This window comes from Exiguobacterium profundum (assembly GCF_042652865.1).
Classification (GTDB): Bacteria; Bacillota; Bacilli; order Exiguobacteriales; family Exiguobacteriaceae; genus Exiguobacterium; species Exiguobacterium profundum.
Map to the genome: position 1 here is coordinate 1856660 of NZ_JBHSHG010000001.1, position 12812 is coordinate 1869471.

Annotated in this window: 16 protein-coding genes; 8 read left to right on the plus strand and 8 right to left on the minus strand. The window is 47.6% G+C overall.

All coding sequences use genetic code 11. From position 1 onward, the window contains the following. Positions 1–15 precede the first annotated feature (15 nt). From desA to ACFO4U_RS09480, 6 genes are all read right to left on the minus strand, one after another. On the minus strand, positions 16–1029 hold the full coding sequence (gene desA / locus ACFO4U_RS09455; RefSeq protein WP_074035599.1) for a Delta(5) desaturase DesA: 1014 nt from the start codon (positions 1027–1029) through the stop codon (positions 16–18). A 201-nt stretch (positions 1030–1230) separates the two neighbouring features. Continuing rightward, positions 1231–2772 carry an alpha-amylase gene (amyS, locus tag ACFO4U_RS09460; RefSeq protein ID WP_380081281.1) on the minus strand — a complete coding sequence of 514 codons (1542 nt, stop codon included), beginning with the start codon at positions 2770–2772 and terminating at the stop codon, positions 1231–1233. 175 nt (positions 2773–2947) lie between these two features. Further along, on the minus strand, positions 2948–3475 hold the full coding sequence (locus ACFO4U_RS09465; protein ID WP_196431312.1) for a DUF2812 domain-containing protein: 528 nt from the start codon (positions 3473–3475) through the stop codon (positions 2948–2950). Next, positions 3472–3804: a PadR family transcriptional regulator gene (locus tag ACFO4U_RS09470; protein ID WP_012727454.1), complete on the minus strand. Its 333-nt coding sequence runs from the start codon at positions 3802–3804 to the stop codon at positions 3472–3474. The genes ACFO4U_RS09465 and ACFO4U_RS09470 overlap by 4 nt, the downstream gene beginning before the upstream one ends. Before the next feature lie 129 nt (positions 3805–3933). Further along, the gene (locus ACFO4U_RS09475) at positions 3934–5061 is read right to left on the minus strand and encodes a YfbR-like 5'-deoxynucleotidase (RefSeq protein WP_078147724.1); all 1128 of its coding nucleotides are present in this window, start codon (positions 5059–5061) and stop codon (positions 3934–3936) included. Between the two features lie 11 nt (positions 5062–5072). Next, a complete protein-coding gene (locus ACFO4U_RS09480) occupies positions 5073–6092 on the minus strand; it encodes an ion channel (protein ID WP_215243612.1) in 1020 nt (339 codons plus the stop codon). 106 nt (positions 6093–6198) lie between these two features. Here ACFO4U_RS09480 and ACFO4U_RS09485 point away from each other — a divergent pair, with 106 nt between their 5' ends. From ACFO4U_RS09485 to ACFO4U_RS09505, 5 genes are all read left to right on the plus strand, one after another. Further along, positions 6199–6657, plus strand: coding sequence for a hypothetical protein (locus tag ACFO4U_RS09485; RefSeq protein WP_012727457.1), 459 nt, complete (start codon positions 6199–6201; stop codon positions 6655–6657). After that, positions 6654–7022 (plus strand): hypothetical protein, encoded by a 369-nt coding sequence (locus ACFO4U_RS09490; RefSeq protein ID WP_012727458.1) that lies wholly within the window; start codon positions 6654–6656, stop codon positions 7020–7022. The genes ACFO4U_RS09485 and ACFO4U_RS09490 overlap by 4 nt, the downstream gene beginning before the upstream one ends. Then, positions 7019–8248, plus strand: a complete 1230-nt coding sequence (locus ACFO4U_RS09495) for a glutathionylspermidine synthase family protein (protein WP_214690410.1) — start codon at positions 7019–7021, stop codon at positions 8246–8248. The genes ACFO4U_RS09490 and ACFO4U_RS09495 overlap by 4 nt, the downstream gene beginning before the upstream one ends. Beyond that, positions 8245–8658 (plus strand): DUF350 domain-containing protein, encoded by a 414-nt coding sequence (locus ACFO4U_RS09500; protein WP_012727460.1) that lies wholly within the window; start codon positions 8245–8247, stop codon positions 8656–8658. The genes ACFO4U_RS09495 and ACFO4U_RS09500 overlap by 4 nt, the downstream gene beginning before the upstream one ends. A 69-nt stretch (positions 8659–8727) precedes the next feature. Further along, positions 8728–9285 (plus strand): hypothetical protein, encoded by a 558-nt coding sequence (locus tag ACFO4U_RS09505; protein ID WP_214690409.1) that lies wholly within the window; start codon positions 8728–8730, stop codon positions 9283–9285. A gap of 41 nt (positions 9286–9326) precedes the next feature. On the opposite strand, the gene ACFO4U_RS09510 is transcribed toward ACFO4U_RS09505, so the two are convergent. After that, positions 9327–10427, minus strand: a complete 1101-nt coding sequence (locus ACFO4U_RS09510) for a globin domain-containing protein (protein WP_215243611.1) — start codon at positions 10425–10427, stop codon at positions 9327–9329. Between the two features lie 186 nt (positions 10428–10613). Here ACFO4U_RS09510 and ACFO4U_RS09515 point away from each other — a divergent pair, with 186 nt between their 5' ends. Further along, entirely contained in the window at positions 10614–11054 is a 441-nt protein-coding gene (locus ACFO4U_RS09515) for an RrF2 family transcriptional regulator (RefSeq protein WP_012727463.1), read from the plus strand. 22 nt (positions 11055–11076) lie between these two features. Here the strand turns inward: ACFO4U_RS09515 and ACFO4U_RS09520 are convergent, their stop codons facing one another. Next, on the minus strand, positions 11077–12009 hold the full coding sequence (locus tag ACFO4U_RS09520; RefSeq protein ID WP_031422105.1) for a ring-cleaving dioxygenase: 933 nt from the start codon (positions 12007–12009) through the stop codon (positions 11077–11079). Between the two features lie 119 nt (positions 12010–12128). Here ACFO4U_RS09520 and ACFO4U_RS09525 point away from each other — a divergent pair, with 119 nt between their 5' ends. Together ACFO4U_RS09525 and ACFO4U_RS09530 are read left to right on the plus strand one after the other, a co-directional pair. Next, positions 12129–12338, plus strand: a complete 210-nt coding sequence (locus ACFO4U_RS09525; RefSeq protein WP_012727465.1) for a helix-turn-helix transcriptional regulator — start codon at positions 12129–12131, stop codon at positions 12336–12338. Continuing rightward, positions 12335–12802: a hypothetical protein gene (locus ACFO4U_RS09530; protein ID WP_211782180.1), complete on the plus strand. Its 468-nt coding sequence runs from the start codon at positions 12335–12337 to the stop codon at positions 12800–12802. Before ACFO4U_RS09525 ends, ACFO4U_RS09530 begins: the two co-directional genes overlap by 4 nt. The last annotated feature ends 10 nt before the right edge of the window (positions 12803–12812 follow it).

Sequence of the window (12812 nt, forward strand, 5' to 3'; positions counted from 1 at the left end):
AGGGACAATCTTTTTTTATGCCGCGTTCGCTCGGCGCAACAGATGGCGCACTTCTCGGAACGTGACGAATGTTTTGTTGTTCGCATCATACAATTTGTAGCGTAACGATTTCAAACTTGAAAACAGTCCGATTGTCGTCGCCCGTTGTAACGGCGGTGTCGACGTATGTGCTTTTTCTAGATGGTAGTTCGGCACGCGTGGACTCAGATGGTGGACATGATGGAATCCGATATTACCCGTCACCCATTGAAGCACTTTCGGCAACTCGTAATACGAGCTTCCTTCGATGGCTGCCTTTACATAATCCCATTCCTGCTCATCTTCAAAATAGGAATCTTCGAACGTATGCTGAACATAGAACAACCAAATTCCGAGCACACCGGCGATGAACATCGTCGTTCCTTGTACAATCAAGAACGCTTGCCAACCGATCAGATAGATGAGCGCGCTATATAGGACGACGAGAGAAATATTGATGAGATACGTATTTTGTCGTTCTTTTTTCCGCGCGTCCTTTCGGTTGAAACGACTCGTGACGAGAATAAGCCAAAGTGGTCCGAGACCGAACATAACGAGCGGATGACGATATAGGCGATACTTTAGACGAGTCCATTTTGACGCTTCGATATACTCCTCAATCGTCATGACCCAGATGTCGCCGACACCCCGTTTATCCAAATTCCCACTCGATGCATGATGAATCGCATGCTCTCGTTTCCACTTCTCGTATGGAAATAACGTCAAGACCCCTGTAATGGTTCCGACAATCGCGTTCGCCTTCTTATTTTTAAAGAATGAACCGTGTGTGCAGTCATGGAAGATGATGAACATCCGCACGACAAATCCTGCTGCAATCAACGTGAACGGCAATGTCAGGAAAATCGAGACACTTAGTAGTTGGTACGCTAAAAACCACGATACGAGAAACGGTAAAATCGTATTGATCATCTGCCGCACACTGATCCGAATATCGGACTTTTCAAACGGCGAGACGTGCTTTCTTAATTGGGCAATCTTTTCTTTACTCATAACAACCTCCTTGAATTCAACAGCGTCACAACGCAAAAATATAGATAAAACCAACAACCAACGTTGTTCAATGTGAATTCATGGATCGGAAGTATTCCCTATCAAGAATTAACACTAGGTCATTATATCACGTATAAAACTTATGTGGTGAAAATTCAGAAAAAAGACTCGCCCCTATCTTTAGAGACAAGTCTAACTGATTCATTGTTGCGTATAGATGGAAACCGAGCCACCGTTGACGAAGAACTCGCCCCAACCGTCCGCATTGATCGTCACGAGACGTCCGTTATTTCCTGTCATGTCTTTCCACACTTCCCCTGCATTCTGTTTTCCGACATACATCCATTTCGCCCCGCCTGGTCCGTCCGATAAAATCGTTGCAAGACCAGACTTCGCACGGTCCGTCACTCCTTCACGTGTCCATCCGATGACGTCTTGGTGATTGATGTAATCATGTTGTGTGCCGTAGGCGAAATCTTTACGCGCTTTCAAAATGGGTTGAAGCGACGCTGACATATTCGGTATTTCACGGTTCGTCGTCCCTTTCGTTCCATAATAATCTCCGTAGAATAGTGCTGGATACCCTTGACCACGTGTCATGATGGTCGCGTAGGCAAGCGGTTTGAACCAATTCGCGACTGTTGACTCAAGTGACTGTCCTGGTTGCGAATCATGATTGTCGACAATCGTCACAGCGAGTGTTGGGTGCTGCTCGACGACCGTACCTTTTAAAATGTTCCGCATGTCATAGTAACCGCCACCATTCCCTGCCGCTTGGAAATTGTAATGGAGTGGTACATCGAATACGGAATGAGTGTAGCCCGTCTTGGCCAAGTAATCATTGATGGCCCCTAAGTCATTCTTCCAATACTCCGCAACAGTGAACATCTCTTTTCCGGTTGCCTGACGAACACTCGTCACCCATTCCTTTAAGTATGAATGATTGATATGCTTCACCGCATCCAGTCGGAAGCCGTCCAATCCAAGCGAATCCGCGTACCATTTCCCCCAGTTTTTCATCTCCTGACGTACTTCCGGATGCTCAAAATCGACATCGGCGTACATCAAGTAGTCATAGTTCCCGTTCTCACCCGACACTTCACTATCCCATGCTTTACCCGTACTCTTGAATTTGTAGATTCGGCTCAGACTTCGTGATTGATCCCAGTCGGTCCCATCAAAATGATACCAACGCCACTTGAACGGCGAGTATGTATTGTTCCGTCCAGCAAAATTGAATCCAGTCCAGGCAGAAATGGCATATTCCCCAGACGTCTCTTGATTCCGGTTAGAAGGATTGACCTCGACAGCTTGAACGGATTCGGTATAATCCGCTCCGCCTTTATGGTTCATGACGACATCCCCATATACGCCAATCCCTTTCCCGCGTAAGTTGGAGATGGCCGACTGTAGCTGCGCTTTTGTTCCATACTTTGTCCGAGTCGTTCCTTTTTGATTAAATTCTCCAAGGTCATACAGATCATACGCCCCGTATCCAACATCATTTTGTGATGTCCCTTTATACGCTGGTGGGATCCAAACGGTCGAGATCCCGATATCTTTTAAGTGCTGCGAATCGTTCGAGAGTCGGTTCCAGTGTTGGCCATCGTTTGGAACATACCATTCAAAGTATTGCATCATCGTACCGTTCTGTGGGGTCGCTGCCTGTGCGACCGGTTGCCCCGAAAGCAGTGCAATCGATGTCACTCCAGCTAGGACAGCAATCCCTTGTCGTTTCTTCAACATCCTTCATTCCTCCTCAAATAGTTAATGAAAGCGCTTGCATTAATTATTGTGAATGATTTTTAATTTGTTGCATAGATAGACACTAAAAAACAGTTCTCTCTCCCTAACTATTTCTCATTAGAATAGTTCAGTCGAACGAAACAAAGACGGATGGCTTGTGCCATCCGCCTAGTCATCCTTCCCGGCTAATTCGTTTGCGTTTGAAACGGTAGCCGATGTACGGAAGTCCTGTAAACACGAGACCGATCGTCACGAGTAGTTGAATCCCAATCAATATTGTCTCGACAACGGTTGGCCAATCAAACTGAAACAACGAAAAGAGTGCAATCCATAAAATACCTAGGATGAGCGCAGCTCTTCCCATCTGACGCTCCATGTCATGATATTTTTCCTCTGTTGTTTCGACATCCGAGTAAATCGGCTTGGCATCTCGATCTCCTTTGAAAATATGAATCTCATCCCCGGTTGATGTGACATGTTCCCACCCGCTCGACGCAAACAGGTCAAAGTAGTCTTCGTCTGGACGAGTACGATAGTCCAAACTATACTGAACGTCTTCCGGTTCCCCTTCAACGAGCGTGTATCCTAGCGGGGCAAACTTCTTCAAATGCCATCCCTTGGCCGCCATTCGTTCTAGTTTCCGCATCTCACGCTCTTCAGCAAACGCCAATCCCCAGCTCGACATATACTTTTGTCTCATCTTGATCCCTCCATATCCAAAATGGCACAGGCATCTTCGACCATCGCCTGTCGTCTCTTCACATCATCCGTTAAAATCGAGCGGCCTTTATTCGTGATTCGATAGTTCTTTTTCTTTCCGTCCCCATCCATCGGTTCAATCAGTTCGGCGTTCAACAACTTTTTGATAATCGTATACATCGAAGCCGGACCAATTTGCATTCGCCCTCGCGTGGTCTCTTCGACAAATTGCATGACTAAATAGCCATGACGCGGCGTCGTGAGCGCCAACAGGATATAAAACATACTATCCGTCAGTTCCCCTAACTCTAATGAGTCCGTTCGCGGCATCTTTCCACCTCCTATATCATTGAATGATATATTTCTTATACTCAATATATATCGTTAAATGATATATGTCAATAAATGATATAAAAAAAGCCGCACCCTTTTAGGTATGCGACTTCAAGATAAACGGTTTTAACTAGTGACATAGTCTAAATCATGCAAGATATACGCCAGGAAGAAAATCATGCTTGGATTCTCATATCGCATCTGGACTTTACGGAGCTGCTCGCGATACGTGACCTCATACTCGGCCCCGTTCATCTTCCGCTCCATGTTCATCTTGATGAGCGCATCAAGCTTGTCCATCATGTCGACGAGCATTCCCTCATACGTATCGTCTTTCGAGTCAGCCATATATCGACGGAACGCCGGTTGCATATACTCAGGCAACAGTCCAAGCAGACGTTCACTTTCCGCTCGCTCGTATGCCTCAAACGCAGCCCCCGTCTCTTGCGTCGAATGTTTGACTGGACCGAGCACGTCTCCGGTCACCCCTTCAACTAAATCGTGACAGAGAAGACGAGCCACGAGTTCGGCGACATCGACATCGACGTCGTACTTCTCACGCTCTAAGAGCCCACTGAACATACCGAGCGCGGCAGCCCGGAAACCATGAATCGCATCGTTGTCGTCAATCGTGTTAAAGCGACCTTTCCAGCGACGGACACTATCCATCCGCATGACGTTCTCGATGAATCGCAACACATCTGTTTCTGCCTCGACCTGGTCGAACAGCCAGCGGACCGAATCAATCGGATGATGTCGGAGTGCGGCTTTCATCTCTTCTAGCTTGTCATCAAAGTGCGGAGAGCCGTGCGCGACTTCTCGTCGCACGAACAACATCGCATCGAACGAATCAATTCCGTCCACGATTCGACCTTCGAACGAATCATCTTCCGCTTCCACCACGAAACGATGAAAGTGAGGACGTAATGATTGCGACAGCAGCTCGACAAGACCGAGACTCGCTGTTCGTTCCATACGCTCGATGTGACCGATCAAGGTCGGTTCTTTTTTCGTCCGGTGCATGATCGGGCCCGTCTGGACTTCATTCATGTCGTGGAAAATGGCTTTCCCGAGTAAATCGAGCAAATCGACTTCACGTCCGTTCTCTTTTTCCACATAAGCCGCGATCAAGCTAAAGACCGCGACACGAAAGCTATGACTCGCTGCGTTATCATGATAATGGGGGGCATATTCATCCCACCGTTGCACGTTTTGCATACGTGTCATCTTTCGGATAAACGTTCCGTTATGCATGGTTTCACTCCTTACGATAATCGTTCAAATACATCGTCATGACAGACGACATATAACATGTCTGTTTCCTGAAGCGGCAAATCGAGCATCGTCGCCACATCCAAGCGGTCATTGACCGCGATGAGTGTCACCCCTGATTCAAGTAACGCTGTATTTGCTTGTCGAACATTCTGCCACTCGACTTTTGGTTTCAACGCTTGAATGTTCCCACCTGACTGTTTGCTCAACAACTGACGGAAAATTGCTGTCGTTCCAGGTTGTAACGTCGCTTTTGCCATCAAGAGGGAGACCGAGTCGTTCGCTAAAATAAAATCGTCGACGCGGACGTGTTTGAATTTCGAGATATTTCTTTCTTCACACACTTCGACGACCGTGTGCAAGTCCACCTGATACTCAGAAGAGAGTGCCTCGACCGCTGACGCGATTAATAACGACTTCCCATCGGCGAGTAACGTCTCCGTGATACGGGCATCCGCAAAAATCGCGACGCGTCGCGCCTTCAAGACGTTTGCTTGCAGCAATACCGCTTCATCCGAAGCATCGCCTGATACGAAGTGAACTTGATCGTGCACGTACGGTTCCTCAACTAACTGATCAATCAAGACGATCTCTGCTTTCGGTTCGTAGTTAAGTACTTCATCGATTGCTTTCTTCGTCTTCGGGGACCACCCGATATACACATAATGTCCTTCTCCACGATACACTAGTCTTCCCTCCCGTTTTAGCCGTTGAAACGTCGTACCGATTTCAACCAATTTTCCAATCAACGCCCCGATAATCCCAATCCCGAATAGGAATAAGAATATCCCGAGCCATCGCCCTGCCACGGAGGACGGATAAAAGTCCCCGTATCCGACGGTCGTCAATGTCGTCATCGTCCACCAGAACGAATCAAACAGTGATCCGAATGTCTCTGGTTCTAAAACATAACCGAGCACGGTTCCTAAGATAATGATGCCAATCGAAGCTAAGACGACATTCAAAAATGATAATTTCGCTAACCCTTTCCACACACGAAATAAGATATGCACTGTTTCCCCCTCCTTCTCTCTTATATACTAAACGTAACCACAAAAAGATTCACGAAACCATTTTGATGGTGATTCCGTATAAGAAGAAAAAAGGAAGGACTGACTTATGAACTCCATCGTCTTAGAGTATCGTCTCTATAAAAATGAATTATCGTTCGAACCACTATACCATTACACGTCTCTCGGCTTAGACGAAGTGCTAGCTCGTCGTGAATGTGAGTTTTTCGTCAAAGACGGCATGACCTACAAACAACGCTCGTCTGCCCTTGAAGGCGATCAATACTTTTTAATTTATGTCGATCGCTATACAGAGGGACCGATGGACAAGCACGAAACGAGCGACATCAAAGTCGAAATCCGCACGCTCGACGACCGGTTTGACAACCCATTACTCGAAGCCTATTACGTCGACCGCCACCTTGATGCACTCGCCATGCTCGGAAGCCAATACTTATATGTCGCCGGTAAAGAATATGAGCGCGATTCAGCAGAAACAGATGAAGATCGTGGTGTGTATGTTATCTACGTCACACCGACTGGTTATGAATTGGAGGAATCAACATGAAGACAAGCAAGAAAATTTTAAGCGGACTATCCGTTGCGGTATTGACCACTTCCCTTGCCGCGTGCGGTGGGGATGAATATGAAGAGGCGGCACTCCCGGAAGAACCGACCGGATACGAATGTGACGATTGGGACTGGGATGACGAGACCGAGTCGTATTATTGTGACGACGACCGCTCTCCGCACTATGGTAGCTACTTCTTACTCGGTAGCCTGTTCCGCTCAAAAAATGCGTTGAAGAGCTCTTCGTCGTATAAGACGTATAAAGCCAACGGTGGTGCGACCGGTGCCGTATCGAACGGCTCAAATTCAGGATCGTCAAAATCTGGACTCGGCAGTGGCTCTAAAGGTGGATTCGGCGGATGACGCGTGACGAACTTTACAGTCAAATCCCTTATTTTTGGCCCGATTTAAACGATGAAGAATATGCCTTATATGATTGTTTTGAGATGACCGCCTCGCAGGTTGCCTCTATCCGAGAGGCAACCGAGGCGGTTGACTCGATTTTTCGGAAGACGAATCAATTATTACGCACCCTACCTGACGAAACGCTCCGACTGCTTGGTTACCCTGAGGCGAGTCTGCCGTTCTTACGGGAGAAGACGATACCGCAGGAGACGATCATCGGTCGTTACGACTGGATCATGAAAGATGATCAACTCAAGTTGATGGAGTTCAATGCAGATACGCCGACCTTCATTAAGGAGCTGTTTGATGTGAACGGCGTGGTCGCTTCCGAGTTTGGTCTACTCGACCCGAACAGGGAAGCCACCCCCCAACTGAAAATTGAGCTGCGGAAAGCGATCGTCGCCGCGTGGAATCGACTCAAACGAGAAGGCACACCGAAAATCGTTTTTACGGCACATGATGATAACATCGAAGACAAGTGGACGGCACGATTTTTACAAGAAACGCTCGACGTACCGTCTGAATTCGTACCGTTGCACACTTTACTCGTCGACGAAGACGGCGTCTACACACCATCGGGTGAGCGAATTGACATCTTATATCGCCAAACATATCCGATTGAGCACCTTGTGGACGACCGGGCTCCAGACGGAGACTTGATTGGCATTCGGTTACTTGAACTCGATCAACAAAAATACGTGTCACTGCTCAATCCCCTCTCTGCGTTTCTCATGCAATCGAAAGGCGTACAGGCGCTGATTTGGGAATTGTATGAGACCGAGACACTATTCGATCAAGCCGAGCGCGACATCATCGGAACATATTTTTTACCGACTTACTTAGAAGACACACCGTTTCTCGGTGAATCGGACTATGTCAAAAAGCCGGCATTCGGACGTGAAGGGGACTCCGTCATCTTGTATACGAAAGATGGCCAACCGTTTCATCGCGAAACATTACAAACGTATGCGGAAGAAACGGCCGTGTACCAACAGTTCATCGAACTCCCGACACGGATGACGACAACCGTCAAAGGTCGTATGGAGACACATTACATGGTCGGATGTTTTTGCTTGAACGGACACCCATCCGCACTCGGCGTCCGCGCCGGTAGCATGATCACGAACAACCAATCTTATTACTTAGCCGTTGGCACACCTATACAAAAGGAGACGAACTCATGACATTCATCACACTCGATTCAATCTTAAGCTTCCTGGCCCACCTCGGGACAGGATTCGGTCTCATTCTCGCGGGACTCATCATCTTCGCACTAACGACCAAATATTCGGAACGCAAGTTAATCAAAGAAGGCAACATGGCTGTCGCGTTGAAACTTTGGGGGAAAGCACTAGGACTCGCCATCGTCATTTATACAGTCTGGGCGAACAGCGTCAACTTGCTCGATGCGTTCATCTGGGGACTCGTCGGTATCGCCGCCCAAGTATTGGCGTTCTGGACGTTTGAATACATCCTTACACCAGGCGTGAATTTAGAAAAAGAAGTCGAGAATGGCAACATGGCCATCGGTTTCAGCTTGTTCGCCGCATCACTCGTCGTCGGGATCATCGTCGCCGCGAGCTTGACGTACTAATCAAACACCCCATGCACGCATTTGCGAAGCATGGGGTGTTCGTATTTATAAAAGTCAGGAGGAACAATCATGTCGAAGCGAATCATCTTACTCACAATCGTTTCCGGTCTCATCATCGTAGCCATCGCAGTCGGTGTCGGACTTTACACCTACACTAACATTCAGGCTGGTGACTCATACGAAAATGCCGAAAAAGAAATGAATCGTTATATGACGACGAACAATTGGTATACGTTTGAAATTCATAATATGGAACAGTCCGTTCTCTCTTTTTACACAAATGAAGACCGCTCCGTCATCGGTCTAGCTGAGATTGATGTCGAAACAGGGAACTTAGGGTCTGTCACGAAACAAACAGAGCCGAATCAGCCTTTTGATTTCGTCATCCTTCGAGTTGAAGACATGGAGTACATCGGTGTTCACCTTAAAGAGCGACCGGAAGATGTCGTCTATTTACGGTTAAACGGTGACGATGTCTCAAAAGATTTTCTTGTCAACGATCCCGAAATTGAAAGCTACACCATGACATATGTCATTGAAACATCACGACCGTCAGATGGTTCGTGGTCACTTGAAACATTGGATGCCAACAAACAAGTCATACATTCAAGTAAACTCACGGAATAACCTATATTGTGCATCAAGACGACTTTTTCCAGTCGTCTTTTTTAGTTGGTCGCAAGAACTCCAGACGGCCCGAAAAATTCATATCGTGCCTGTGGAATAGCGCGAACGACCGTTTCCATCATCGCATTCGGTCCGCACGTATAAACATCATGCCCTTCCACATCAAGTTCCTCAAGGTGTGACTTATTCATGCAACCCGATACGTCATCTGCATGTGTGAGCAGATGAAGCCCTTCCTTCACGAGTTCATCGAGTTCGTCTCCGAGTGGACGAAGGTCCATACTCCGAACCGCGTGCAATAACGTGACAGGACGTCCTTGTTCGAGTGCCGTCTTCGCCATGTTGAAGAGGGGCGTAATCCCGATTCCTCCCGCGATGAGTGTGAGCGGACGTTTAGACGTTTCAAGGATGAATTCTCCTGCTGGTGCGCTCATCGGGACTTCTGTTCCGACCGTCTGCTCATGAAGCCAGTTTGAGACGAGTCCCTCCGCTTTCGGCGCAATCCAGTAGCCGTCTTCTGTCGTCTCGATGACACTATATTGACGGTGATGTAGGATGTCCTCTCCTACAATGCGCGCTTGAACCGAGACATATTGTCCTGGGATGGCTGTGCCAATAACTCCATCTTTCGCGACGAGACGGAATCGTTTCACTTCAGGTGTATCTACTATGATTTCTTCGATGACGAACGGTTTGAATCCGACCCATGGCGCGTCATCATACATTTTTTTCTCGAGTGAGATGAAGACATCGGCAATCACACCGTAAGCTTTTGCCCATGCATCGATGATGTCAGGTGTTGCAGCTTCACCGAGTACGTCTTGAATCGCCGCAAGCAAGTTCTCACCAACGATCGGATAATGCTCCGGGCGGATGTTCAAACTTTTATGTTTATGAAGTGCTGGTTGGATGGCAGGAAGAATCGCTTCGAGTCGGTCGATATGAAGCGCAGCCGCATAGACCGCGTTCGCGAGTGCTTCCGGCTGACGTCCTCGCTTTTGGTTCGTATGGTTGAAGAAGTGACGAACTTCTGGATTTTGTTCAAACATTCGTTGATAAAAATGCTTCGTGATCGTCACACCATTTTCTTTCAAAACTGGTGCCGTCGCCTTTACAATCTCAATCGTTTGTTGATCTAACATGTGAATTTCCCCCTTTTGTTTTGTACACGTTCATTATGTGAGTCAAGTCACTTTAAAGCAATATATTAAATACTTGTTTAAAGTAGATTTCACGTTTCTGACTTATTTTCGCCATCACCCTTTCACATTTGTTCGAATCGCACTTTTTTGGATTGTCTTGTACAATGAAACGAGAGGTGATGATGGATGAGACTCACGCAAACATGTGACTACGCACTGCGAACGTTGATGTATAGCGCTACGTTTTCACATCGGCTCGTCACGATTCAAGAAGTGGCAGACCAATATAACATCTCCAAAAACCATGTCATGAAGGTCGTATATGAGCTTGGGAAACATGGTTATTTGGAATCGGTGCGTGGTCGAGGCGGCGGCTTTCGACTCGCACGACCGATGGATGACATCAATGTAGGGGAAGTCGTTCGGACGATGGAACCGTTCGAACTCGTGGAATGCTTCGGGGAAGGCCGATGCGTCATCGCACCTGCCTGTGATTTACGAGGTGTTTTGAATGAAGCCATGTTGGCGTTTCTTCATGTACTCGATCGTTACACGATTGCGGATCTCGTCGTCAACCGAACGAACGAACTCGCCATGTTATTAGGCGTACAAAACCCGACGGACTGAAATGGTCCGTCGGGTTTTCCGCTTACAAAGACTTTAGTTTTGATTCGATTTCTGCTCGCTTTGACTCAAGAAACGGAGGCAAGGCTAATCGCTCTCCGAGTCTCTCAAGCGATTCATCCATCGCAAATCCCGGTTCATCTGTTGCCAGTTCCACTAAGATTCCGCTCGGTTCGCGGAAGTAAATCGACTGAAAATAGTAACGGTCAATAAGACCAGAGTGGCTGATTCCATGTGCGTCAAGCTTCTCGATCCACTTCGTCATATCGTCTGTTTCTTCCACTCGAATCGCCACATGATGCACACTCCCTCGCCCTGGTCGTTCCGATGGCAAATCCGGCCGATCGACGAGATGAATCTCTGTTGCCACACCACCCTCGCCCGTCTCAAAGACACGCACGTCATGTCCATCCCGTTCAAATGTCGTTACATATCGATAGCCAAGCACTTCTGTCAGCACCCGTGCCGTCTTGTCAATCCGCCGTACCGTCCACTCACTGAATCCGAGACCGAAGATGCCGAGGTCCGTTGGCACTGGACCTTTGCTCCAAGGTGTCCCGCTCCCTCCTTCTACAAGACAGAGACGTTGACCCTCATGATCTTCGAACGAAAGGGTCGCCCTTCCTAAAACCAACTCGATTTCTCCGTAAGATACATCGAACGCGTCAAAACGCTCCTGCCAGTACGCGAGCGCTCCATCCGGCACCCTGAGTGCTGTCCGAGAAATACTGCTTGACCCTCGATACGTCTGTCCGAGAAACGGTAACTCAAAGAACGTCAAATCGGTTCCAGGCGTACCCGTCTCGTCTGCATAGAACAAGTGATACATCGATGGGTCATCCTGGTTAACCGTCTTTTTGACGAGCCGCATCCCTAGTATTTCCGTGTAGAATCGCAAGTTCTTCTTAGCATCCCCGGTCATCGCTGACACGTGATGTTGTCCACTAATCACCTTCATCCCTCATCTCCCCTTTCGACTATATCGTTATTGTATCATCCCCAAATGAGTAAAGTCCTCTTTACATTATGTAAAGTTTGTTTTACACTAGTGGTAGAAACTAGAAATGAGGTGGCACGATGCCATTGATCAACCGCGTGAAAGAACTGCGTGCCCGGCACCAGTTAACCCAAGGTGACCTGGCCGAAAAAGTTGGTGTGACGAGACAGACGATCATCTCGCTCGAGAAAGGCAGCTACACGCCGTCGCTCATGCTGGCGATGCACATCGCAAGGGTGTTTGAGGAACCGGTCGAATCTATATTCACAATCGAGGAGGAATCACAATGAAACATGTCGTCATTCAATCTATTTCAAGTATCATCCTGTATGTCCTGATGGCTTTTCTATTCAGTTCGTTTTTATCTGATATGTCGAAAACAGTCATCGAGTCTGACCGATTCTTAGTTGAATTTAATCTACTTCCACTACTTTTACTCGTTGTTTTTGGCATCGTTTGGACAGTCTATTCGTTTAACACCCGGCCGAATAAACAGTTGAGCTTTGCCCAATGGTCCGTCCGGATGACAGAGTTCAGTGAGGTCGATGAGCGTGAACAAATCATCACAGCGAAAGCGACAAAAGCTGCCTACGTCTCGTTCGGTATTTCAGTCCCAATTCTTATGGGATCGTTCATGTTCTATCCGTTATTTGAAGAGACGCTCCCTGCCTATCCAATATACGCCCTTGCTTCTACATTGGTCATCGCGACACTCGTTTATATGACGACCTGGATTCGCGGCTATCGACATTAAGGAATTCATC